This is a genomic window from Rhizobium sp. WW22 (assembly GCF_047041135.1).
Classification (GTDB): domain Bacteria; phylum Pseudomonadota; class Alphaproteobacteria; order Rhizobiales; family Rhizobiaceae; genus Rhizobium.
Map to the genome: position 1 here is coordinate 2,143,500 of NZ_CP178198.1, position 22,190 is coordinate 2,165,689.

23 protein-coding genes and 1 tRNA gene are annotated in these 22,190 nt (G+C 60.0%); 16 read left to right on the plus strand and 8 right to left on the minus strand.

Annotated features, from left to right (window positions below):
- Position 1 precedes the first annotated feature (1 nt).
- Entirely contained in the window at positions 2-1,243 is a 1,242-nt protein-coding gene (locus ACK83U_RS10595; protein ID WP_112604652.1) for an ROK family transcriptional regulator, read from the minus strand.
- 222 nt (positions 1,244-1,465) lie between these two features.
- On the opposite strand from ACK83U_RS10595, the gene xylF reads away from it, so the two are divergent.
- The 6 genes from xylF (at position 1,466) to ACK83U_RS10625 (ending at position 7,648) form a co-directional block, all read left to right on the plus strand.
- The gene (gene xylF / locus ACK83U_RS10600) at positions 1,466-2,506 is read left to right on the plus strand and encodes a D-xylose ABC transporter substrate-binding protein (RefSeq protein WP_112604649.1); all 1,041 of its coding nucleotides are present in this window, start codon (positions 1,466-1,468) and stop codon (positions 2,504-2,506) included.
- Positions 2,507-2,794: 288 nt separating this feature from the next.
- The gene (locus ACK83U_RS10605) at positions 2,795-4,123 is read left to right on the plus strand and encodes a sugar ABC transporter permease (RefSeq protein WP_112604646.1); all 1,329 of its coding nucleotides are present in this window, start codon (positions 2,795-2,797) and stop codon (positions 4,121-4,123) included.
- Positions 4,124-4,138: 15 nt separating this feature from the next.
- The gene (locus tag ACK83U_RS10610) at positions 4,139-4,921 is read left to right on the plus strand and encodes an ATP-binding cassette domain-containing protein (protein ID WP_015340760.1); all 783 of its coding nucleotides are present in this window, start codon (positions 4,139-4,141) and stop codon (positions 4,919-4,921) included.
- Positions 4,922-5,082: 161 nt separating this feature from the next.
- Positions 5,083-5,159: transfer RNA gene (locus ACK83U_RS10615), tRNA-Arg, on the plus strand.
- A gap of 278 nt (positions 5,160-5,437) precedes the next feature.
- Positions 5,438-6,631 carry an SH3 domain-containing protein gene (locus ACK83U_RS10620; protein ID WP_162708020.1) on the plus strand — a complete coding sequence of 398 codons (1,194 nt, stop codon included), beginning with the start codon at positions 5,438-5,440 and terminating at the stop codon, positions 6,629-6,631.
- 555 nt (positions 6,632-7,186) lie between these two features.
- Complete coding sequence (locus ACK83U_RS10625) at positions 7,187-7,648, plus strand: cupin domain-containing protein (RefSeq protein WP_112604637.1); 462 nt, start codon at positions 7,187-7,189, stop codon at positions 7,646-7,648.
- Here ACK83U_RS10625 and ACK83U_RS10630 read toward each other — a convergent pair.
- Entirely contained in the window at positions 7,645-8,163 is a 519-nt protein-coding gene (locus tag ACK83U_RS10630) for a GNAT family N-acetyltransferase (protein WP_112604634.1), read from the minus strand. The genes ACK83U_RS10625 and ACK83U_RS10630 overlap by 4 nt on opposite strands.
- Before the next feature lie 19 nt (positions 8,164-8,182).
- Complete coding sequence (locus tag ACK83U_RS10635; RefSeq protein ID WP_112604631.1) at positions 8,183-9,178, minus strand: LysR family transcriptional regulator; 996 nt, start codon at positions 9,176-9,178, stop codon at positions 8,183-8,185.
- 120 nt (positions 9,179-9,298) lie between these two features.
- On the opposite strand from ACK83U_RS10635, the gene ACK83U_RS10640 reads away from it, so the two are divergent.
- Positions 9,299-10,699 carry an MFS transporter gene (locus tag ACK83U_RS10640; protein WP_112604628.1) on the plus strand — a complete coding sequence of 467 codons (1,401 nt, stop codon included), beginning with the start codon at positions 9,299-9,301 and terminating at the stop codon, positions 10,697-10,699.
- A gap of 32 nt (positions 10,700-10,731) precedes the next feature.
- Here the strand turns inward: ACK83U_RS10640 and ACK83U_RS10645 are convergent, their stop codons facing one another.
- Entirely contained in the window at positions 10,732-12,003 is a 1,272-nt protein-coding gene (locus ACK83U_RS10645) for an RNA polymerase sigma factor (RefSeq protein ID WP_112605596.1), read from the minus strand.
- A gap of 31 nt (positions 12,004-12,034) precedes the next feature.
- Positions 12,035-12,427, minus strand: a complete 393-nt coding sequence (locus ACK83U_RS10650) for a YciI family protein (protein ID WP_112604625.1) — start codon at positions 12,425-12,427, stop codon at positions 12,035-12,037.
- Between the two features lie 358 nt (positions 12,428-12,785).
- Here ACK83U_RS10650 and ACK83U_RS10655 point away from each other — a divergent pair, with 358 nt between their 5' ends.
- Together ACK83U_RS10655 and ACK83U_RS10660 are read left to right on the plus strand one after the other, a co-directional pair.
- Complete coding sequence (locus ACK83U_RS10655; protein ID WP_112415473.1) at positions 12,786-13,163, plus strand: VOC family protein; 378 nt, start codon at positions 12,786-12,788, stop codon at positions 13,161-13,163.
- Between the two features lie 267 nt (positions 13,164-13,430).
- Positions 13,431-14,138: a phosphatase PAP2 family protein gene (locus tag ACK83U_RS10660; protein ID WP_348648112.1), complete on the plus strand. Its 708-nt coding sequence runs from the start codon at positions 13,431-13,433 to the stop codon at positions 14,136-14,138.
- A 12-nt stretch (positions 14,139-14,150) separates the two neighbouring features.
- Here the strand turns inward: ACK83U_RS10660 and ACK83U_RS10665 are convergent, their stop codons facing one another.
- A complete protein-coding gene (locus ACK83U_RS10665; RefSeq protein WP_112415471.1) occupies positions 14,151-14,537 on the minus strand; it encodes a response regulator in 387 nt (128 codons plus the stop codon).
- A 229-nt stretch (positions 14,538-14,766) separates the two neighbouring features.
- Between ACK83U_RS10665 and ACK83U_RS10670 the strand changes: the two genes are divergently transcribed.
- Positions 14,767-16,446: a phosphoethanolamine transferase gene (locus tag ACK83U_RS10670; protein WP_112604620.1), complete on the plus strand. Its 1,680-nt coding sequence runs from the start codon at positions 14,767-14,769 to the stop codon at positions 16,444-16,446.
- Positions 16,447-16,502: 56 nt separating this feature from the next.
- Here the strand turns inward: ACK83U_RS10670 and ACK83U_RS10675 are convergent, their stop codons facing one another.
- Positions 16,503-16,880 (minus strand): cupin domain-containing protein, encoded by a 378-nt coding sequence (locus ACK83U_RS10675; protein ID WP_112334855.1) that lies wholly within the window; start codon positions 16,878-16,880, stop codon positions 16,503-16,505.
- A gap of 214 nt (positions 16,881-17,094) precedes the next feature.
- On the opposite strand from ACK83U_RS10675, the gene ACK83U_RS10680 reads away from it, so the two are divergent.
- The 6 genes from ACK83U_RS10680 to ACK83U_RS10705 all read left to right on the plus strand — a co-directional run bounded on the left by ACK83U_RS10680 (position 17,095) and on the right by ACK83U_RS10705 (position 21,079).
- Positions 17,095-18,132 carry an LLM class flavin-dependent oxidoreductase gene (locus tag ACK83U_RS10680; protein ID WP_112604617.1) on the plus strand — a complete coding sequence of 346 codons (1,038 nt, stop codon included), beginning with the start codon at positions 17,095-17,097 and terminating at the stop codon, positions 18,130-18,132.
- Positions 18,133-18,283: 151 nt separating this feature from the next.
- On the plus strand, positions 18,284-18,667 hold the full coding sequence (locus ACK83U_RS10685) for a MurR/RpiR family transcriptional regulator (protein ID WP_412474591.1): 384 nt from the start codon (positions 18,284-18,286) through the stop codon (positions 18,665-18,667).
- Positions 18,634-19,182 carry a MurR/RpiR family transcriptional regulator gene (locus tag ACK83U_RS10690; protein ID WP_412474592.1) on the plus strand — a complete coding sequence of 183 codons (549 nt, stop codon included), beginning with the start codon at positions 18,634-18,636 and terminating at the stop codon, positions 19,180-19,182. Before ACK83U_RS10685 ends, ACK83U_RS10690 begins: the two co-directional genes overlap by 34 nt.
- A 132-nt stretch (positions 19,183-19,314) precedes the next feature.
- Positions 19,315-20,061, plus strand: coding sequence for a COG4280 domain-containing protein (locus tag ACK83U_RS10695; RefSeq protein ID WP_112604611.1), 747 nt, complete (start codon positions 19,315-19,317; stop codon positions 20,059-20,061).
- The gene (locus tag ACK83U_RS10700) at positions 20,058-20,264 is read left to right on the plus strand and encodes a hypothetical protein (protein ID WP_112415466.1); all 207 of its coding nucleotides are present in this window, start codon (positions 20,058-20,060) and stop codon (positions 20,262-20,264) included. Before ACK83U_RS10695 ends, ACK83U_RS10700 begins: the two co-directional genes overlap by 4 nt.
- A 233-nt stretch (positions 20,265-20,497) precedes the next feature.
- Positions 20,498-21,079, plus strand: a complete 582-nt coding sequence (locus ACK83U_RS10705; protein WP_112604608.1) for a histidine phosphatase family protein — start codon at positions 20,498-20,500, stop codon at positions 21,077-21,079.
- Between the two features lie 88 nt (positions 21,080-21,167).
- On the opposite strand, the gene ACK83U_RS10710 is transcribed toward ACK83U_RS10705, so the two are convergent.
- Complete coding sequence (locus ACK83U_RS10710) at positions 21,168-22,103, minus strand: phytanoyl-CoA dioxygenase family protein (protein ID WP_112604605.1); 936 nt, start codon at positions 22,101-22,103, stop codon at positions 21,168-21,170.
- Positions 22,104-22,190 lie beyond the last annotated feature (87 nt).

Below are 22,190 nucleotides of genomic sequence, written 5' to 3' on the forward strand. Positions count from 1 at the left end.
CTCAACCCGCCTGGTCGCGCAGCTCGACGACCGAGGCTCCCCTCTTCACGATGTCATTGTCGATGATCGAAAATGCGCGGTTCAGATGCCCTTCGAAAACGAGCGTCGGCTCGTCGGCGATGACGCGCAGCTCCGGCATGCCCTCCATGCGCACGACATGCGATTCCGCCAGGCCCTCGGTTATGCCCTCGATCAGCAGATCGTAGTACCTCACGCCAGGACCGGTGATGACGATCGGCATCCGCTCGTGCAGACTCAAGACACGCGAAAGGCCATTGCCGAGCGCCAGGCCCGCCTGGCGGAAGGCCAGTACGTTGCGGCGCCCGCCCTGGCGCGCACTCGTAGCGATCTTGTCGAGCTCGGCAATCGGCACGAACTTCGCCGGGATCGTGTCCAGCGGCACGTCGAAGGCCGTCCGCAGCATCGCGTAGAAACCAGCATAAGCCTCGATACATCCCCGCGCGCCGCAGCGACAAAGACCGCCGCCGGGCACATGCATCATATGCCCGAAATTGGGCGCCGATATATGATGGCCGCCTTCCTGTTCCCGGCGCACGATGCCAAGCCCGATACTATGGCCGAGCGACAGCGCCGCCAGCGAGCGGAAGTCGCCGCGGGTGTTGATTTCCTCCTGCCGCCCAAGCGCTGCAGCCACAAGCAGGGTTTCGTTGCCGAGAATGACTTGCGCAGGCCATTCATCGCGCAGCACGTCAGCGAAATCGATCTCGTCGCGCCCGAAGATCGGAGACCAGCGCAGCACCGGCGCTGAAGTATCGACGAGCCCCTTGCTGCTGATCGAGATCATCAGCACCTTGTCGCGCGGCAATCGCGATCGGGAGACAATGCGGTTCAAGGCATCGCGCAAGGCTGCCACGAAGCGCTCGACGCCCGCAACGTTCTGCTGCCTATCCTCGGTAAAGCGGTCGATGAGGCGGCCGGTATAATCGACGAGAGAATATTGCACGGCATCAGACGAGATGACGACGACGATGAGATAGCCGCAATCGCGCCGCTGCGAAAACAAAACACGCGGCCGCCCGCGGCCGCTGGTCGGCTGCTGCTCCGCCTTTTCGATGATCTGCGCCCGCTCGAGATCGGCAGTGATGACCGATACGGTCGCGGAAGAGAGCCTGGTGAAATCAGAGAGCTCGGTATGGGCGAGCGGGCCGTGCCGGCGCAGCGCCGACAAGACCAAGGCGCTGTTCTTCTGACGGACCAATTCGGTGCTCGATTTGGCCAGCATCGGCAAACTCCCTGCTCATTCAACCCTCCTCCTGCGCAGCCCCTGATAGCTTTTTCGGACGACCGATTAAACCTAGCGGCGCGGGTGTTGACAGCTGAAAAAATCTCTGACACTAAATTTCTCGACTGTCGAGAAAAAAGTCCAAGACTTTTCTTGTCAGCATTTCGCCGCGGCCGACGGGAGTTAAGGATACGTGCGGTCGCATTCACTCGGGAGGATCACATGAAAGCTTTCATCAAGCTGGCTGCGGGCGCGGCCATCGTTTTGACCATGCAGACGACCGCCTTCGCCAAGGATCTCGTCGTCGGCGTTTCCTGGTCGAATTTCCAGGAAGAACGTTGGAAGACCGATGAGGCAGCCATCAAGAAGGCTCTGGCAGCCGTCGGGGCCAAATACATTTCCGCCGACGCCCAGTCGTCCGCTTCCAAGCAGCTGACCGACGTCGAGTCGCTGATTTCGCAGGGTGCCAACGCCCTCATCATTCTCGCCCAGGATTCCGATGCCATCGGCCCGGCCGTCGAAAAGGCTGCCGACGAAGGCATTCCGGTTGTCGGCTATGACCGCCTGATCGAAAATCCGGCAGCCTTCTACATCACCTTCGACAACAAGGAAGTGGGCCGCATGCAGGCTCGCGAAGTCCTGAAGGCAAAGCCGGCTGGCAACTACGTCTTCATCAAGGGCTCGTCGTCCGATCCGAACGCCGACTTCCTCTTCTCCGGCCAGATGGAAGTGCTGAAGCCTTCCATCGACGCCGGCAAGATCAAGAACGTCGGCGAAGCCTATACGGACGGCTGGCTGCCGCAGAATGCGCAGCGCAACATGGAGCAGTTCCTGACCGCCAACAACAACAAGGTTGACGCGGTCGTCGCCTCCAACGACGGCACCGCCGGCGGCGCTGTTGCCGCTCTCGACGCCCAGGGCCTTGCCGGTTCCGTTCCGGTTTCGGGCCAGGATGCCGACAAGGCAGCCTTGAACCGCATCGCGCTTGGCACGCAGACCGTTTCCATCTGGAAGGACTCGCGCGAACTCGGCAAGCGCGCCGCTGAAATCGCCATCGACCTCGCCAAGGGCAAGAAGCTCGACGAGATCTCCGGCGTTCAGACCTTCAACGGCGGCCCGAAGCACGTCGCCATGAAGTCGGTCTTCCTGACCCCGGTTGCTATCACCAAGGACAATCTGAACGTCGTCATCGACGCCGGCTGGATTTCCAAGGCTGAAGCCTGCCAGGGTGTCAAGGCAGGCGCTGTCGCGGCCTGCAAATAAACCGACTTTAGAACGAGCTTACTCATCGAAAGAGCGACGCCGCAGCGGCACACCGTTGCGGCGTCGAATGCGGATTGGAAGCAGACAACCCTCCCTTGCAGCTGGAGGCGGAGCTTCCCCGCAGTGTGGTATGCAGCCGCATCCCTTGGTCCGTCGGACGGCGGCCAGCGGGACCGGGATAAAGGCCGGGTTGCAGGCGATGGCAGACATTTTTGAGATTGGCGCGATTGCCAGCGATTGCCAGAATGCGTCGCCGGCCGCGCCCGACAGAGGGAGAACGGCAAAGCGATGGCCGACATGACACAGTCCACCACATCGAGCGGGCCTAGGAACGCGGATGCCGGCGCGATCACCCGGTTTCTGCGCGCCACGGAAATCGATACCCGCCTGCTCGGCATGATAGGAGCGCTACTGATCATCTGGATCGGCTTCGATCTCTATCTCAGGGTCTTCGACGGTCGGGAATTTCTGACGGCGAGAAACCTTTGGAACCTTTCGGTGCAGACCTGCGAAATCGCGGTTCTCGCCACGGGCATGGTACTGGTCATCGTCACGCGCAACATCGACCTGTCGGTAGGCTCCGTGCTCGGTTTCGTCGCCATGATCATGGGCGTCATGCAGGCAAAATGGCTGCCGCAATATCTCGGCTTCGACAGCTCCTGGACGTGGATCATCACCCTCCTCTGCGGCCTGGCGATTGGCACGGCCATCGGCACCTTCCAGGGCGCGATCATCGCCTTCATGAACGTTCCCTCCTTCATCGTGACGCTTGGCGGCCTTCTCGTCTGGCGCGGCCTTGCGTGGTACGTCACCAGCGGTCAGACCGTGGCGCCGATGGATTCCACCTTCGTCATCATGGGCGGCAGCGGCGCCACCGGCTCGATCGGCGCCACCTGGAGCTGGGTGGTCGGCGTGATTTCCTGCCTGCTGATCATTGTCGGCATCGTCGGCTCACGCCAGCAAAGAAAGCGCTTCCACTTTCCGCGCCGCCCCCTCTGGGCGGAATACTTCCTTGCCGGCCTCGGCTCCCTGCTCGTCCTCGGTACCGTCTATCTCTTCAACAGTTATGACTGGCCGGTCGGCATCGCCAAGCGCTACGCCACCGAGCACAATATCACGTGGCCCGAGAACGGCCTCGATATCCCCTATGGCATCGCGGTGCCGGTCCTCATCGCCGTTCTCATCGGCATTGTGATGACTTTCATCGCGACGCGCCTGCGCTTCGGCCGTTATGTCTTCGCGATCGGCGGCAACCCGGAAGCGGCAGAGCTTGCCGGCATCAAGACCCGCTGGGTCATCGTGAAGATCTTCGCGCTGATGGGCCTGCTCGCCGCCGTCGCAGCCGCGATTTCGACCGCTCGCCTCAATTCGGCTGTGAACTCACAGGGAACCACCTACGAACTCTTCACCATCGCTGCTGCAGTCATCGGCGGCACGTCGCTCGCCGGCGGCAGCGGCACGGTCGCCGGCGCCATGCTTGGCGCGCTGGTCATGCAGTCGCTGCAATCGGGCATGGGGCTCGCCAATGTCGACACACCGATTCAAAACGTCGTCGTCGGGGTGGTCTTGGTGGTCGCCGTCTGGCTCGACATCGTCTACCGCTCGCGCGCCAAGTAAAAGGAATTCTGAACCATGACGGATCAAACCACTCCGCTTGTGGAAATGAAGAACATTTCCATCTCCTTCGGCGGCATCCACGCGGTCGACAACGCCTCGGTGGACCTCTACCCCGGCGAAGTCGTCGCCCTTCTCGGCCATAACGGCGCCGGCAAATCGACGCTGATCAAGATTCTCTCCGGCGCCTACAAGCGCGACAGCGGCGATATCCTGATCAACGGCGAGCCCGCCGATATCCGCACCCCGCGCGACGCCAAGAAATACGGCATCGAGACGATCTACCAGACGCTCGCCGTCGCCGACAATGTCGACGCCGCCGCCAACCTCTATCTTGGCCGCGAGCTGCAGACCCGTTGGGGTACGCTCGACGACGTCGCGATGGAAGCCAAGGCACGCGAAGTGATGGGACGCCTCAACCCCAACTTCAAGCGCTTCAAGGAGCCGGTGAAGGCGCTTTCCGGCGGCCAGCGCCAGTCGGTGGCGATCGCCCGCGCCATTCTCTTCGACGCCCGCATCCTGATCATGGACGAGCCGACCGCAGCACTCGGCCCCCAGGAGACCGCACAGGTCGGCGAGCTCATTAAGCAGCTGAAGAAGGAAGGCATCGGCATCTTCCTCATCAGCCACGACATCCACGACGTCTTCGACCTTGCCGACCGCGTCTCGGTCATGAAGAACGGCCAGGTTGTCGGCCACGCCCGCACCGAAGACGTCACCAAGGACGAGGTGCTGGGCATGATCATCCTCGGCAAGGTGCCGCCCAAAGCCATCCCCGGCCCCGGCGCGATGAAGGAATGAGCCGGAACGGCCGATGACACCAAGGCCGCGCGCTCAAAGCCCGCGGCCTTATCCCAACAAAACGTCCGATCTCACGCTTTCCTGAATTTTCTCGATTGAAGCCAAGCCTTTCCTAGGCTAAGAACCAGCCATCGGACAGGCGATTCAAACCGCCACGGCATGCACCCGTAGCTCAGCTGGATAGAGTGTTGGATTCCGATTCCAAAGGTCACAGGTTCGAATCCTGTCGGGTGCGCCACTATTTTCCTAATGCATTGAAAGCTCAATACATCTAGACTTCCAGGACCTTAGCAATAATCTGCCACTTCACCTAGCTAGAGCATAAGGGTTGGACACATTAGATGGCAGGAAGGTCTCGATGGGGTAGATCAGCCGGACTCGCCCTTAACGATCATTCCAATTGGTTAACACACCCATCTTGTGAAACGCCTATCGATGTCCCACTATAGCCTCGGGTAGTCTTAGGTCTTCAGTGCTATGCCGAATTTGCCTGGTGGAAAATATAGAGGCACTGCCTTGCTGGCAGCTTTTAGTTTATTGGCAGCGAACGGCAGCCCAGCGTTGGCAGCCCTTTCGTACACGCCCGGGGTGACCGATAACGGGTTACATTATCTCATAGTGAATGGTGAATTTGAGAGCACGGACGATCTTTCTAAGTTCGTTACCTCTGCTCAGATTAGCAGTACGCAGGCAGTGACCTTCAATTCTTCCGGTGGCAGCGTCGCAAAAGCTATGGAGCTAGGCCGGCTTATTCGGTCTCTGCATCTGATCACCATGCAGGCTCGCGGCCTTGAATGCGCCTCGGCATGTTCGCTCGCCTTCATGGGAGGCACGCTACGTTTTGCCCAACCGGGCGCCATAGGTGTCCATAAATCATCGTTCTCAGACGATACAACGCTGAATGTTGCGGATGCCGTTTCAGCCGTTCAGCAGATGACGGCCAATATCATGGCCTACATGACAGAGATGGGCGTAGATCCTGCTATCCTCCAGCTCGCCCTTACCTATAACAGCGATGACATCCGATATCTCTCCGGCAGCGAGATGGAGAAATATCACCTTACGATGACCGGAGCGCAACCGAGAGAAGCACCTCCTGCTCAGACCGCAACCACGCCTCTCCCAAGCATCGCACCACTCGCTCTGCCTCCAGCCGGCCAAGCTGCGTCCCAACAGCCATCAACGCAGGCAAGCTTACCGCCAACCGCCGCAGAGCCATTGCCGTCGCTCGCTATCCCAGTTGCCAAGAGCGGCCGCGTGCAGAACTATAAAGGACAAGCACCGCTTAAGGCCGCCCCCTCTTCGGGTTCGCAAACCGTTGTGACCTTCATGAATGGCAGCCCGCTTACCATTCTGGACGATACCGGCAAGTGGTTCCATGTCCGGATCGGAAACAAGGTCGGCTACATGTTGCGCTCTTGGGTCTGGGTCGCAGAGTTTGGTGCTGGGCCTTATGGTTCGCAGTTCGTTCAGGTGAAGAGCTTCAACAATTACCCCCAGACCGAGCAATACATTCGCGGTTCGCCGCTTCCGCTCACGGCGTTCCTAGCAAGTAACGGTTGGTTTGCCATCACGCTGGACCGAACGTTTGCCCCTGACGACGCCGAGGCGCTGTTGACCAAACTGAAGGCCAGCGGTTCCATTCCGGATGACGCCATCGTGACCTGGGGTAACGCGTTCGTTCGAAAGGTTTGCTGCACGAAGCAGTGATTGCGATCAGCCTTGAGAAGCTTGGTGCCCGCTGCAAATCATGTACCAGCACGCAGCCTTATCTTTGCTCTCTTGCCATCCCGGCAAGCACAGCACCACGCGATGGAATTTCGCATTGCAGAGACCATGTACGGCGAGAAGCCGAGGATCTCCAAAGAAGTACGGCTTGATTTGGTTGTCTCGTACCCATTGAGGAACTGCATTCCAGTCAGACATGCCAGCAGTCGTTCCAAGAGGGCCCAAGGCGCAGGATTTCCAGTTGGAGATGATGATGGTCTGATCGCATGCGGCGGCGAGCGTCGTGACCTGCACGAAAACCGCTAAAGCCCCGACTAGTACTCTGACTCCAAGCATTTGCCGCCCTCTAATGCTGATGCCGTACATCATGGTTGGTTGAAGGTGTGAAGGTAACACCGAGTACATCCTTTGCCGCTTGCCCATCCAGCACCCAAAAAGAAGTGTTCGCGACGCCTAACTGGACCATGACCAGCAATCATTGCTAAATTCCCCTCGGCGCCAACAACCTCCCCCACAACAAATCGCAGGCACACCCTCATGCCGAAGATCGACATCGCAGCCATCCCGAAGATCAAGGGTACACGTTATCCCGCGCCGTTCAACGAACCCTGCGCCGAGCGCATACGCCAGCGGCTGGGTGATGCGGGAGGCCTCAAGGATTTCGGTATCAACCTCATGCGGCTGCCACCGGGCAACTGGTCGAGCCAACGGCACTGGCATTCGGAGGAAGATGAGTTCGTCTATGTGCTGGAGGGCGAACTGACGCTGATAGAAGACGACGGCGAAACCGTGCTGCGTGCAGGCGATTGCGCCGCCTTCCCGAAAGGCTCGGGTAACGGGCATCATATGATCAACAAATCCACCAGGACGGCTGTTTATCTCGAGGTCGGAACGCGCTCTCCGACCGACCTCATCACCTGTTCCGATGTCGATATGATGAGCTCGAGCACGGATGGGCGTTTCGTGCACAAGGATGGCATGCCCTATCCGGACGGCTAAGCCGGTCGGTCGATGTCAGCCGCTGCCATCCGATAGGAAAGCAGATGAGTCGGCGCTCCATGGAGCATGACTTCCCGCTCGAAACCGAAACCGCAGTTTTCCAGCACGCGCCGGGAGGCGGTATTGACGGGACGCACAAGTCCGATGACGCGCTTCGCCTGCAGATCGTTGCCGGCGAAGACCAGCGCCTCCCTCACCAGCTCCGTCGCATAGCCGTTTCCCCAATGATCGGGATGTAGATGATAGGAGAGATTGAGCCCCTCAAATTCCGTTGAAACGGTAACGCCTCCGAAACCGATCAGCTGCCCCTCCGCTTCGATCGCCCAGCGCCCGAATCCATGCAGGCGCCAATGCGCCCGGTCACGGGCGAGACGTCGAGCACTCTCTTCGGGAGAATCCGGTCTCGGATCGGGCCTATGGGCGACCAGTTCCGGCCGCAGGAACAAGGCTGTGAGGAAGTCGATGTCCCGCTCTTCCGGCATCCGCAGGGAAAGGCGTGAGGTACGACGGATCATGGCGCCTCCGCTCGAAGGGTCACACAGCTTCTGCGAGTTCAGACGGATCGTAGCAGCAGGCATCCGTGGAAACGCCCATGCGGCACCCGCTGGCCTCGAGCGCTTCCTTAACGACCTCAACGAAAAGCCGGCGGAACCATACCGAACGGCTGTCGGCCTGATCGACGCGGCGATAGAGCATCGTTACCGGGTCGGCCGGCAGTTCGAACGGCGGCTCCGAAATCGTCAAGTCGTGCAGTTGCGCCATGCAGCGGGCGATGGCCTCCGGAACCGTCGCAATGGCCGGGATCGCTCGCAACGTCGACGGCAGTGCGGAAAAACGAGGAACGGTCGCCACGACTTGCCGGCGATGGCCGAGCCGCGAGAGAGCGACATCGACACTGGTGGATATGGCACCCTCAAGCGAAACGGTGACATGCGGCGCGTTGGCGAAATGCTTCAGGCTCAGCGGCGCAGCGCATTTCAGATGCCGGCCGTCGTAGATGCAGAGCGACGCCTGTTGGAACAGCGGCGCGCGAACATGCCAGGAGGCCGGTTCGTCATGCACCGAGATGCTGAAGTCGAAGACGCCCTCGTCCAACAGACGCACGGCGTCGCGCCGGTCGAACGCCACGCTGGTCAGCCGCGCATTCGGCGCAAGCTGACGCAACCGCGCCACCAGCGGCCCGAAGAAGGAGGATTCGAGATTGTCGCAGAGCCCGATGCGGAACTCGCCATGCCAGTTTTTCGGATCGAAGGCTGCCGGCGGGCGAATGGCGCGCTCGATGCCGGAGAGCGCATTCTCGATCGCCGGCGCGATGGACAGCGCCCGCGGCGTAGGCTGCAAGCCGCGTCCGACGCGCACGAACAATTCATCATCCAGTGTCTCGCGCAGGCGCTTAAGTGCGGCGGAAAGACCAGGCTGACCGAGCAGCAGCCGCTCGGCCGCACGGCTCACATTCCGCTCCTGCATCAGCACGGAGAAGGCGAGCAGCAGATTGAGATCGATTTTTCGAAGCGTGGCATCATTCATCATTATGAGTAATACCTGACATGGTTACTATCAATTTGCAATAGGGTTGGAAGATGTACATTTTCTCGTTCCCTGCCGCTTTCACCCTCCCAAGAGGTGGCAGCCTAGAAAGGAACGATCCCAATGACTTCTTCCCAAACCCGAAGCGGGGCGGGATTGGCGTTGCTGCTGCTATGCGCCGCCAATTTCCTCGACGCCATGGACGTCTCCACCATTGGCGTGGCCCTGCCCGCAATCCAGAAAGAGCTAGGCATGCAGGCGACCTCGCTGCAATGGGCCGTCAGCGCCTATGTGCTCGGCTATGGCGGCTTCCTGCTGCTCGGCGGCCGTGTTGCCGATCTCTTCGGCCACCGCCGCGTCTTCCTCTGGTCGCTCGGCGTCTTCGCCGCCGCCAGTATTGCCGGCGGTTTCGTCGACAGCGCCCCGGCCCTGATCGCCGCTCGTCTGATCAAGGGCATTGCCGCGGCCTTCACCGCGCCGGCGGCGCTGGCCCTCCTTCTCTCCGTCTTTGGAGAAGGCAATGCTCGCGCGAAGGCCCTAGGCGTCTTCTCCTCCACCGGGGCTGCCGGCTTCGTGCTCGGCATGGTGCTGGGCGGAGCGGCAACGCTCATCAGCTGGCGCGCGACGCTCGTCATGGGGGCTCCCGTCGCCATCCTGGCGCTAATCATCGCCCCGCTCGTCCTGCCTGCCGATCATAAGCGAAACGGCCCACGCGCCCGCTTCGATTGGGCCGGCGCCCTGACGATCACGCCCGGCCTGCTGCTCTTCGTCTTCGGCGTCACCAATGCCGCCGCCGATGGCTGGCAGGCCTTCGCGACCTGGGGTTCGCTCCTCGCCGCGTTGATCCTGATCGTGCTGTTCCTGATCGTGGAATCGCGCCATCATGATCCGATGGTCCCGCTTGCCATGTTCCGCCGCACCAAGCTCAGCCATGCCAATGCCATCGCTGCGCTGTATCAGGGAGCCTATGTCGGCTTCCAGTTCATCGCGACACTCTATTATCAGACCGTCGTCGGCTGGTCGGCTTTCGCTACAGGCTTTGCCTTCGCCATCGGCGGCACCTGCGTGATGTTCCTGGCGCCACGCTTTGCGACGATAGGCCAGAACCGCGGCACGACACTTCTCATGACCTTCGGCGTGGGACTGCAGGCCATCAGCTATCTCTTCTGGGTGCTGTCGGCCGGGCATATTGATACGATAGTGCTCGTCGCCATCTCACAGCTCCTGCTCGGCGTCGGTTATGCCATGACCTATCCGTCGATCCAGGTCGCGGCCCTTTCTGACGTCGGCGACGACGAATCCGGCCTGGCTTCGGGCATGCTGTTTGCCTCCTTCCAGATCGGCGGCGGCATCATCCTGGCGGCGGCCTCAGCCGTCTTCAGTGCAGCTCCGAACTTCGGTTGGAATCCCTATGTCGCTGGCATCGGTTTCGTGACGATCCTTGCTGCCGCCATCACGCTGCTCGCAGCGGTCGGCCCGCGTTCGTCCGCCGCCAAGGCCGCAAATTATCAGGCTGCGGAATAGCTCGAAGCAGGATGACCCGCCTCGCCGGCGGGTCAATTCTTCTCGACGCCAGCGGCTTCGGCGGCGCGGCGCAGGAGGAGATCACGCTCCCTCTGATTTTCAGCTAGCGCGGCTGCCGTCTCGAAGGCTTGCCGCGCTTCATCATATCGGCCGAGCTTGTAAAGAAGATCGCCGCGAACGCTCGGCAGAAGATGATAATCCTTTAATGCAGGCTCATCGCGGAGACCATCGATGATCTCCAATGCCATCTCGGGACCTACGGCCATGCCGACCGCGACAGCGCGATTGAGTTCGACGATCGGGGAAGGAACAAGCAAGGCAAGCTCCGCATAGAGATCGGCGATCCGCCTCCAGTCGGTTTCATCGGCCGTTCCCGCTTTTGCGTGACATGCGATGATCGCGGCTTGCAACGCGTAAACTCCACCGGCACCGCCGAGTTCATGCACCCGCATCAGCGCTTTCAGGCCGCGCTGGATCTGCAGCCGATCCCAGCGGTCACGATTTTGATCGAGCAGCAAAATCGGATTACCGTCGGCGTCCGTCCTAGCCGCCGCTCGGGACGCATTCATCTCCATCAGCGCCAGCAAAGCATGTGCCTCCGGCTCCTGCGGTGCCACAGACGTCAATATTCGCCCGAGCCGCAGCGCCTCGCCGCACAATTGCAGCCGCATCCAATTCTCGCCGCGCGCAGCCGTATATCCCTCATTGAAGATCAGATAGACGACCTCCAGCACCGAGGCGAGGCGCCGCGACAGCTCCTCTCCGTGCGGAGTCTCGTAGGAAAGCCCGGATTCCGACAAGGTCTTCTTGGCGCGGACGATGCGCTGGGCGATCGTTGCCTCAGACACCAGAAACGCGCGGGCGATTTCCTCGGTCGTCAAGCCGCAGATCATTCGCAGGGCAAGCGCCACCCGTGCCTCGCGCGAGATCAGCGGATGGCATGCCGTGAAGATCAAGCGCAGCATTTCATCGCCGATATCGTCGTCGAGAGGAGTATCTAGATCGGGCATGATCTGCTCGTCCTCCTCCCTCTCCCGAACGATCATTTCGTGTTTCTGGTCCAGCATCCGACGCCGCCGCAAATGGTCGAGCGCCCGGCGCTTAGCTATGGTCATAAGCCACGCGCCAGGTCGCTCGGGGATGCCCGTCTTCGGCCACCGTTCCAAGGCGACAATCAACGCTTCCTGCGTCAGATCTTCAGCCAGCGGCACGTCGCGCAGCAACCGTGCGAGACTGGTGATCAGCCGCGGCTGTTCGATCCGCCAGACGGCCAGGATCGCCTGATGGGCGCCGGCGGCTTTCAAGGCCGCCCGCCCCGATGCCAGATCGAAAGCATTATGCCCTCGCTTCGGCGAGCGGGTCGCATACACCCTCGGCATTTGGCTCGAAGTAGGCACGTACTTCACATGTGCCTTCCCAGCCTGGCATGAAATCCTTGTGCAATTGCATGAACTCGACCGCGAGCGCTACGGCCTCTTCCTTGCTTGGCAGCTCGAAGATGGCATAGCCGCCGACAACCTCCTTGGCCTCGACGAAGGGGCCGTCGACCACGCTCAACTTGCCATCCTTGATCGTGACGCGGGCGCCCGTCGCAAGCGGCATCAGCCCCGCCGTATCGATCATACGGCCGGCCTTGATTTCCCGATCGGCGATCTTGTGAATGGCCTCGGCAAGCTCCGGCGTCGGATGCATGAAATCCTTAGCAGTGACGATAGACATGAAACGCATCGAAAGTGTCCTCCGGAAGCGAGGTGCCGGCACCATTGCCGCTCAACAAACCCGCTCATATTGACGACGAAGCAGCGCTCTGGAAATCGACAGTCGTTGCAAAAAATCAGATCGCAGCCGCACAGCTGTAAATTCGACACCCATCCGTTTATCTCGGCGGCGCGGCGGCACCGGACCGCTTTATAGAAGAAGCAGCCGGATCAAGCGACCAGACAAACCCTCCCTTCGTTTTGTTGACTTCCCATGATCGTTGCAAGATGGTGAGACGAAATCGATCCGCGGAGTTTCGAAAGCCGACGCTTCCCCAGGAGCGGGCCTTCCGTAAAGCTTCGCAGACAATACGGCAGGAGCTTGTTTCATGTTCGACCATATTTCGATCGGCGTCAAAGATCTGGCGCGGGCGCAGAAATTTTATGACGCGGCCCTTTCTCCTCTCGGCTATGAGCGCGTCACCAACTTCGACGGTACGGTCGGATATGGCGCGGAACGCGCGCAATTCTGGGTGAGCGAGGTGGAACATCCCGTGCCGGCCGATCGCGGCTCCGGGCTGCATTTCTGTTTCGTAGCCCCGAGCCAGGCAGCCGTCGACGCCTTCTATGCCGCAGGCATCGCCAATGGCGGCGAAGACAACGGCAAGCCGGGCATCAGGCCGGACTATAGCCAATTCTACTATGCCGCCTTCGTCATCGATCCCGACGGCTATCGGCTGGAAGCCTATTTCAAGACCGGCGAATAGATCGCCGCCCGGGACAAAAGAGAACGCAAACACTTTGCCGCATGCATCCGGCGCGGTTGTGCGGCCTTGATAGGCCTTCCCGATCATTGCCTTTCAGCCTGGCTTAAGGCTTCTGTCATAATAGTCGCTCGATTGTGGTTTCCTGACGCCTTCACAACGCGGGCGGGCATCCACTTTGAACGTGTTCAGACAGCGGCCGACTTTTAGATGTACGACAACTCCATTGCCTGCACAAAACGGAACGCTCCGGTAAGCAGATACTTTTTTGTGTTTGTCGCGCTGTTCGTGCTTTGGTGGACACTGCTGTTTGTCTTCTATCGATTTCCAAGCATCGATCTCGCCGTTGCAAAAAGCGTCTTCACGGCGGAGCCTTGTGCATCGACCTCCCCCGTCGGCAACGTCTGCGGTACCTTTGCCCTCGCCAAAAATCCTCTCCTTCGCATGGTGCGAAACGTGACGCTCGCCCTGCCATACATCGCCATTCTTGTCCTGTTCGCCGCCCTGATTTCATCTCGGTATAAAGACGGCGCAGGCTGGCGGACATTGAAAGCGGATCGGTATATCGCCGCACTGATATCGCTCGGCGTCGGCTGCGGCCTCATTGTGAACGCGCTGCTCAAAACCTATGGCGGCAGGCCAAGACCGCGCACCACGGATCTCTTCGGCGGTTCGCTGGATTTCGTTCAGGCAGGTTCGTTCGCCGGTCGATGTCTTGCAAACTGTTCCTTCGTCTCGGGCGAAGCGTCGTCTGGCGGCTGGCTGCTTTGCCTTGTGCTGCTTCTGCCGCCGCGGCTGCGCTTCTCCGTGGGTATCCCGCTCGCCATCATCTCGATCATGATGCCGGTCATGCGCGTAATGACAGGAGCCCATTATCTGTCCGACGCGGTGCTCGGCTGGCTCTTGTCTCTGGTGGTCTTTGCCGCGGCGATGGCTAGCATCGATTTCCTGCGGTCGGGAACGCAGGCTAAATCCTGAAGCCGGGTCGGTTCAGCTGGCAGTGCGCATCCGCATCAAGCGGCCGCGCCTTGCCGCCTTGCGAACACGAACCGCCATTTCGCTCAGTGCAAAAGGCTTCACCAGATAATCGACGGCACCGATATTCATGGCCGTCATCTGATCCGACAGCTGATCATAGGCCGACATGACAATGATGGGGGTTCTATCCCCGCGCGCTTCCATGAGCTTGAGCAGATCGAGGCCGCTGCCATCGGGCAATCGAAGATCGAGAAGCATGACGTCGTGGGCTTCGGCTGCAGCGGCAAGCTTGGCGGATTCCAGATCCACGGACCAGTCCACCGACCAGCCGTCCGCATTCAGATGATCCTGCACGGCATTGCCTATCAGTGTGTTGTCTTCGACCAATAGAAGCCGCACGATTGCATCCCCAATTGCAATCGGGAACCTATGGGACGTATTTCTGACGACAACCTGAACTTTCGACACAACATCGACAAAAAGGAAAGACAGCTTGAATTCGAGCCAAACCGGCTCCGCGCGGCAAATCGCCGTTCAGGTAAATGTCAGGATTGATCACCATGGTGGCGTGCTTTGACCGCCAAAGCACACCTGTAGTGATGGGCTTTTCTGCGTCAGCCGCCAGCCCATGCCTCGGAGACAATCATTGACCAACGAAAAAATAGCACCTGGCCGACAAAAGTTCGCGCCAGCAATCGGCAGCATTACGCTATGCCTTGTAGCGACGCTTTATGTACTTCTTGTGACAAACCGGATGTTCTGGACCAAGGCTTACGGCTATTTCATCGCCGAGCCGGCCGCCTTTGCCGCTTTCGTCATTGGTATCTCCGCGGCGATCATGGCGCTCTTCACGTTCTTCTCCGCCAAATACGTCACGAAGCCGGTTCTTATCTTCTTCGTGCTGGTGGCTTCGGTATCTTCCTGGTTCAACGACCAGTTCGGCGTCATTATCGACAAGGAGATGATCCGCAACGCGGCTGTTTCGACGGGCGCGGAAAGCAGCCATCTGATCACGACGCGCTTCATCACCTATGTTTTGCTGACGGGTGTCTTGCCATCTCTGGTCATCGTGTGGATTCGGATCGTCCATCGCCCGATCCTCAAGAAGCTCGCCTACAATACCACCGTCATCCTTGCCTGTTCGGCGATCTTCATCGCCGCCGGAACGACGTTCTACAAGACCTATGCCGGCATCGGCCGCGCTCACCGAGACATGATGGATACGCTCAATCCTGTGATGCCGATCACAAGCGCGGTGCGATACGTCATCGATGCGCAAAGGAATGCAAATGTCGTGGCTGAGCCACTGGGCACGGATGCCCGCAGGGTCGGCGCCGTCAACAACGGCAAGCCGCGTGTGACGATCATCGTTGCCGGAGAGACGGCCCGCGCGCAGAACTTCTCGCTTGGCGGCTATGCCAAGATGACCAATCCGGAGCTGGCAAAGCGCAACGTCGTCTATTTCCCGAATACGAGCAGCTGCGGTACCGCGACGGCCACCTCGATACCTTGCCTGTTCTCGGTCTACACGCGCCAACAATATAGCCATCGCAAGGGGCTGGAGACGGAAAACCTGCTCGATGTGCTGACCCACGCCAAGGTCGATGTGACCTGGCTCGACAACGACACAGGCAGCTACGACGTCACCAATCGCGTTTCATACACCTTCCTGCCACACTCTGCCGATCCGCGCTTCTGCCAGGACGGCGAATGCAAGGACGAGATCCTCGTCGATAAGGTTGACGGCTGGTTGGACAAGGTGAAGGGCGACAGCGTGCTGGTGCTGCACCAGCTCGGCAGCCATGGCCCGGCCTACTATCAGCGCTACCCGGAAGAATTCCGCCGGTTCCAGCCGGATTGCCGCTCCAACGACTTCAGCTCCTGTTCGCAGGAGGAAATCGCCAACGCCTATGACAATACGATCCTCTATACGGATCACATCGTCGCCATGGTTATCGACAAGCTGAAGCAGCGCTCGAACTCGATATCCGGCTCCGTGCTCTATTTCTCCGATCACGGCGAGTCGCTCGGCGAAAACGGCATCTATCTACACGGCACGCCCTATATCATCGCCCCTTCACAGCAGACGCGTGTGCCGATGCTGGTATGGATGGCTGACGATCTCGCCAAGGTCGCCGGCTTCGATATGGCCTGCCTCGCCAAGCAGGCCGCCGAGGGTACCTACTCTCACGACAACATCTTTCACAGCATTCTCGGCATGATGGACGTCTCGACGAAGGTCTATGATCCGAAGCTGGATGTTTTCGCCACCTGCCGCACGCCGTCGAATAAGCTGGCGCTGAAATGATGGGCTAGATGATGTCCGGCGGCCTTTTTTAAGGGTCGCCGGAGCATCGGGATCGCTCAAAGACGCTTGGGCTCGCGGATCGTCCGCTCGTTTTCGACATTGCCGGTATTGAGCGTCGTATTGCGCTCGAACAACACGACTTCGCAGGTCGGCTCGGCGACCGGACAATGTTCTACCCCATGCGGAACGATGATGTATTCGCCCGGCCCGAGCACGACGTCACCGCCGTTTTCCTCGCGCAGCTTCATGCGCAGCGTGCCTTTGACGACCAGGAAGAGCTCGTCCTCCTCTTCATGATGGTGCCAATGGAAGGCACCCTCCAGCTTCGTGAGCTTCACCTGGAAATCGTTGATATCGCCGCCGACGCGCGGACTCCATGTCTCATCGAAGGCGGCAAAAGCTTTGGTAAGATTGACCTTTTTCAGTGCGACCATGTGTTTCCTCTCCTGATCCGACTGTGCTGACGTCGAAGTAATATCGGATTGAGTGCCACTGATCGCAACGGCGGCGTTGCCGAATATCGTCGGTTGCCATCGGCATATCGAATTCTTCGAAGATTTCAGCCGAAACTTTCCGGGTAGTGGATGGTCGGGAGCGGCACTACATGCTGTCTCAACATTATCATTTCGACACATGACAGGAAAAATCATGACGACAAACAATGTCGAATTCGGCCTGGATACTTTCGGCGACGTGACCTTTGACGACAAGGGCACGCCGCTGCCGCATGCGCAGGTGCTGCGCAATGTCGTCGAGGAAGGCGTCCTTGCCGATCAGCTCGGCATCGACTTCTTCGGCATAGGCGAGCATCACCGCGAGGATTTCGCCGTCTCCTCGCCCGAGACGATCCTGGCCGCCATCGCCAGCCGCACATCAAAAATCCATCTGGGATCCGCCGTTACCGTGCTGAGCTCGGACGATCCGATCCGTGTGTTTCAGCGCTTCTCCAGCCTGAACGCGGTTTCGAACGGCCGCGCCGAGGTCATTCTCGGCCGTGGCTCGTTTACGGAGTCCTTTCCACTGTTCGGGTTCGAGCTGTCGCAATACGAGCAGCTCTTCGAGGAAAAGCTCGATCTGTTCGCGGCTCTCCTTAAAAACGAGCCTGTGAACTGGGAGGGCAGCATCCGCCCGCCGCTGCGCAACCAGAAGGTCTTCCCGACCATCGAAAGCGGCCAGCTGAAGACCTGGATCGGCGTCGGCGGCAGCCCGGAATCGGTGGTGCGTGCCGCTCACTATGATCTGCCGCTGATGCTGGCGATCATCGGCGGAAGCCCCTATCGCTTCCAGCCCTATGTCGACCTCTACCACCGCGCCTTCGAACAGCTCGGCAAGCCCGTGCGGCCCATCGGCATCCACTCTCCGGGCTATATCGCCGAAACAGACGAACAGGCCCGCGAGGAGCTGTGGCCCTGCTTCAAGGCGATGCGCGACCGCATCGGCCGCGAGCGCGGCTGGCCGCCCATGACGCGCGCTGAGTTCGACAATGAGATCGAAAAGGGCTCGCTCTATGTCGGCTCACCGGAAACGGTCGCCGCCAAGCTCGCCCCCGTCGTCAAGACACTCGGCATCAGCCGCTTCCAGCTGAAATACAGCGCCGGCGCGCTCGGCCACGAGAAGATGCTGCGTTGTATCGAACTCTACGGCCAGAAGGTGATCCCGGCGGTGCGCGCGGCGTTGGCGGCATAGTCACAGCAAGCTCTGCGCGCTTGGCTTTCAACGCGATCAAAAAGGGCGCTTCGCAATACAGCGAAGTGCCCTTTGTTTTGCGCTGTCATCCTCTTGCAGCAAATGCTACAGATAATATAATTGGTAGTATTCACTACGAGAGACGTCCCCGATGGCAGAAACGACGCAGAAACCTCGCGCTTTCGAAGATCGCGTTCTCGATGTAATCGAAACGCTGGCACCGGCCGAGCAACGCATCGCGCGTTTCTTCGTCGATCAGAAGCAGGCCGCACTGTTGAATTCGGCCGCTCAGATCGCGCAGCTCGCCGGCACCAGCGACGCGACGGTCGTCCGCACGGCGCGCAACCTCGGCTTCGAAAGCCTGTCGACGCTGCGGGCCGCCCTGCTTGAGGAGCTGACCGGAACGCCGTCACCCGGAACGCGGCTGCAACGCACGTTGGCTGAAACCGGCGGCCAGTCTAGCATGCGCTTCACCATGTCATCGGCATGCACGAGCAGGCTTTGGAGGTTCTGCGATGCAAGGAATTTGCCGTAAGCTTCGAACGCTGTATCGATATTCTTGCCAAGGCAGCCCGACGTCATGTCTTCGGCATCGGCCCCTCGGGCGCCATGGCGGATTATGCCAGCCTGCAGTTCAACCGCATCGGCCTGCCGAGCAGCGCGCTCTCGGCATCTGGCATAGCGCTTGCGGATCGCATGCTCTGGATCAGCAAAGGTGATGCGGTACTGGTTATGGCCTATGCGCCACTCTATCGTGAAGTCGAAGTGCTTCTCGACCATGCGGGCAAACATGGCGTTCCGGTCATCCTCATCAGCGACGATCTCGGCCCGCTCACGACCGACAAGGTGGCCGAAGTCCTGCCCGTGCCGCGCGGCAACGCCGGTCACCTCGCCATGCATGCCGGCACGCTGGTTCTAATCGAATCCTTGATCGTCGCGCTTGCCGCGAAGGCCAAGGATTCCGCCATCAATAGCCTCGATCAGCTCAGCCAGCTGCGCGGTGCGATCGACAAGACATGGAGCAAGCGCGGCACGAGGAAACGCAAGTGAACGACGGCGAAGTGCAACGCACACGCAATATCGGCATATGGCCAAGCCTCGGCTCATCCAAGACATGAAGAATAATCGTCCGGAGAATACCATTCGCATTCAACGCCCTAACCGTCATTCGGGAATCAATTCATGAACAGCCTCACGCCCATTCTTTCCACCGTGACGGCATCTTTCCTCGGCTCGTTTGTCGAAGTCGTGGAAGCCTTCACCATCGTTCTTGCCGTCGGCGTCACGCGAAGCTGGCGCCCGGCACTGACCGGCGCCGCGCTTGCGCTTGCCGTGCTGGCGGCCCTCGTTCTCATCTTCGGACCGCTGCTGGCGCTGATCCCGATTGAGACGCTGCAATTCGTAGTTGGCATTCTGCTGATCCTCTTCGGCATGCGCTGGCTGCGCAAAGCCATCCTCCGGTCGCTCGGCGTCATCGCCCTGCACGACGAGGAAGCGGCCTTCTCGAAGGAGACGGCCGCCTTGCAGGCGCAGTCCACGGACCGCCGGGCCGATTATCTCGCCGGCCTTGCCGCCTTCAAGGCGGTGCTGCTCGAAGGTGTCGAAGTGGTCTTCATCGTGATTGCCGTCGGCGGTGCCCATGGCCTGACGCTCTATGCCGGCCTCGGCGCCCTTGCCGCCTTCGTGCTGGTCATGCTAATCGGGCTGCTGGTCCATCGTCCGCTCGCCACCGTGCCGGAAAATACCCTGAAATTCGTGGTCGGCCTGATGCTGACAAGCTTCGGCATCTTCTGGACCGGTGAAGGTATCGGCGCGCATTGGCCGGGCGAGGATCTCGCGCTGATCGCCATCTTCGCGATCGTTTCGCTCGCCTCCTATGCCATCATCCGCGCCATGCGCGGCAACCCAACAGCAAAGGCAGCCCAATGACCGTCCTGCGCATCGCCCTCTCCGAGCTTATCGGCATGTTCATCGATGACGGCAGCCTCGCGACGCTCTGCCTCATCCTCATTCTCGTGATTGCCGGAGCGGTGGAGTTTTTCGCTATGCCACCGCTCGCGGGCGGCCTTCTCCTGCTGATCGGCTGCCTCGCCATTCTGCTCTACAGCGTCCGCCGCGCCGTGAAACGATGAGATTCACAACCCTCTGCAAGAGCTTGGATTTGCAGAGGGTTGTCGCGACACTTACCGAACAGCCTTAACTCTCGACAGAACCCTTCGCAGATGCGAAGAATTTCGCACGCGAGAGCGCCGTGCGTCCGTACGGATGCACAAAGGATGCTCTCAATGTTTGAATCTACGCATCGGGCTTTCCGAAAATCGATCCCGATTTTCGGGCCGATGCTGTAGCGAAAAGGAGAAACGGCATGAGCAGCGCCTATCCCGAAGTCTATCTGGTACGCCACGGACAGACGGAGTGGAGCCTCTCCGGCAGGCATACCGGCCGGACCGATATTCCCCTGACCGCTGCAGGCGAGGAAGCCGCCCGCAAACTCGCGGGCCGCCTACCCCTCATCGATTTCGCCGCCGTCTGGTCGAGCCCCTCGCAGCGCGCGCAAAACACCTGCGCGCTGGCCGGCTTCGGCGACCGCCGCGTCGTCAAGGACGATTTGGCGGAGTGGGATTATGGCGCCTATGAGGGCATCACCACGAAGGCGATCCTTGCCGAACGCCCCGGCTGGCAGGTCTTTCGCGACGGCTGCCCGAATGGCGAATCTGCCGCCGATGTCGGTGCCCGCGCCGACCGGATCATCGGCGAACTTCGCAACATCGACGGCTCCGTTCTGATCTTTTCCAGCGCCCATTTCCTGCGCGTCTTCGCCGCCCGCTGGGTCGGCCTGCCGCCGGAAGGTGGCGCGCATCTGGTTCTCGATACCACGAGCATCAGCGTGCTTGGTTATGAGCACGACCTGACCGAGCCGGTCATCCGCCGCTGGAACGACATCTGACGGCCACGCGCTGATCCCCGCATCGGCATAACTGAATCGAGCGGCCACAAGCCGCTCGATATTTTTTTGAGAGGTTAGTCGCGGTCGCTCACCAGCGCTTGAGACCCAGCAGCTTTTCACCGAGCGGCGTGAGTTTGGCCGTCGTGGCGTTGTGCTTTTCCCATTCACGGGGATCGCCAGGAAAGGCGTCGCGCTTCGGAGAGTCCAGCTCCCGCCATAGGCGGATACGTTCCTCGCGCTCGCCGACATTGTCGTATTCCGCCGGATGCATGGAGATATATTGTGCCATGCGAACGCGGTTATCCGAATGGTTGGGGCGGACGCCGTGCGCGAGCAGCGAATTGAAGATCATCAGATCGCCCGGCTCCATGTCGATGTTGACGACCGACAGGCCCGTCATGTCGGGATGCATCGGATCTCGATCGGCCGGCTGAGTCTTTTCCCATTCCTCGAAATGCTCGAAGAGTTCCGGCACGCATTGAAACCCACCGACATCGCCATCCTGCTTCTTCAGGCTTAAGACACCCTGTACGCCGATCGGCAGCGGCCGGATCGAAGTGTCGACATCCCAATGAATGAAGCCATTTGGGTTGCCCTTCACCTTCTTCGGCGGATTGAGATTGGCACGATCGATGGTGACCCAGAGATCCTCCCGATCCCAGATGTCGACAAAGACATCGTAGATGCGCCTTTCCATGCGGTTGTCCCAGAGATATTGGTGATTGTAGATCTCCAGCATGCCGGTATTGTTGAGCTCCTTCATCTTGTGCTCGCGCCGCTGCGGCGCATACCAGGTGGAGGGATCGTTCGGGTCCTTCTCGTCAAAACGCCACAAAAGGTCGACAAGCCGCTCGACATTCGCTGCCGGCACAGCCTGCCGCACGATCACATAGCCTTTCGTGATCCAATGCTGCCAATCGTCCTTCGACAGCACCCTGAGCGGCAATGTCTTCTGGATATCTTTCAATTGCGTTGTGACTGCTGACGCGGTCGGGTGCGCGTCTCGTTTCAAGGTAGGCTGCATAAGTTTCCTCCATCTTGGCTACCCCTTTTGGTTTCGGGTGACGGGACAGATGTAACTTTAGTTGGCGCGGCGATGTTGCTCGGCTCT

Excerpts from the sequence above, each read along its gene's own strand:
- ACK83U_RS10695 (WP_112604611.1), top strand. The coding sequence starts at position 19,315 with ATGAACAGCCTCACGCCCATTCTTTCCACCGTGACGGCATCTTTCCTC.
- ACK83U_RS10595 (WP_112604652.1), bottom strand. The coding sequence starts at position 1,243 with ATGCTGGCCAAATCGAGCACCGAATTGGTCCGTCAGAAGAACAGCGCC.
- ACK83U_RS10630 (WP_112604634.1), bottom strand. The coding sequence starts at position 8,163 with ATGATCCGTCGTACCTCACGCCTTTCCCTGCGGATGCCGGAAGAGCGG.
- ACK83U_RS10605 (WP_112604646.1), top strand. The coding sequence starts at position 2,795 with ATGGCCGACATGACACAGTCCACCACATCGAGCGGGCCTAGGAACGCG.
- ACK83U_RS10705 (WP_112604608.1), top strand. The coding sequence starts at position 20,498 with ATGAGCAGCGCCTATCCCGAAGTCTATCTGGTACGCCACGGACAGACG.
- ACK83U_RS10700 (WP_112415466.1), top strand. The coding sequence starts at position 20,058 with ATGACCGTCCTGCGCATCGCCCTCTCCGAGCTTATCGGCATGTTCATC.
- ACK83U_RS10680 (WP_112604617.1), top strand. The coding sequence starts at position 17,095 with ATGACGACAAACAATGTCGAATTCGGCCTGGATACTTTCGGCGACGTG.
- ACK83U_RS10685 (WP_412474591.1), top strand. The coding sequence starts at position 18,284 with ATGGCAGAAACGACGCAGAAACCTCGCGCTTTCGAAGATCGCGTTCTC.
- ACK83U_RS10675 (WP_112334855.1), bottom strand. The coding sequence starts at position 16,880 with ATGGTCGCACTGAAAAAGGTCAATCTTACCAAAGCTTTTGCCGCCTTC.
- xylF (WP_112604649.1), top strand. The coding sequence starts at position 1,466 with ATGAAAGCTTTCATCAAGCTGGCTGCGGGCGCGGCCATCGTTTTGACC.
- ACK83U_RS10610 (WP_015340760.1), top strand. The coding sequence starts at position 4,139 with ATGACGGATCAAACCACTCCGCTTGTGGAAATGAAGAACATTTCCATC.
- ACK83U_RS10650 (WP_112604625.1), bottom strand. The coding sequence starts at position 12,427 with ATGCGTTTCATGTCTATCGTCACTGCTAAGGATTTCATGCATCCGACG.
- ACK83U_RS10710 (WP_112604605.1), bottom strand. The coding sequence starts at position 22,103 with ATGCAGCCTACCTTGAAACGAGACGCGCACCCGACCGCGTCAGCAGTC.
- ACK83U_RS10640 (WP_112604628.1), top strand. The coding sequence starts at position 9,299 with ATGACTTCTTCCCAAACCCGAAGCGGGGCGGGATTGGCGTTGCTGCTG.
- ACK83U_RS10625 (WP_112604637.1), top strand. The coding sequence starts at position 7,187 with ATGCCGAAGATCGACATCGCAGCCATCCCGAAGATCAAGGGTACACGT.
- ACK83U_RS10670 (WP_112604620.1), top strand. The coding sequence starts at position 14,767 with ATGCCTCGGAGACAATCATTGACCAACGAAAAAATAGCACCTGGCCGA.
- ACK83U_RS10635 (WP_112604631.1), bottom strand. The coding sequence starts at position 9,178 with ATGATGAATGATGCCACGCTTCGAAAAATCGATCTCAATCTGCTGCTC.
- ACK83U_RS10655 (WP_112415473.1), top strand. The coding sequence starts at position 12,786 with ATGTTCGACCATATTTCGATCGGCGTCAAAGATCTGGCGCGGGCGCAG.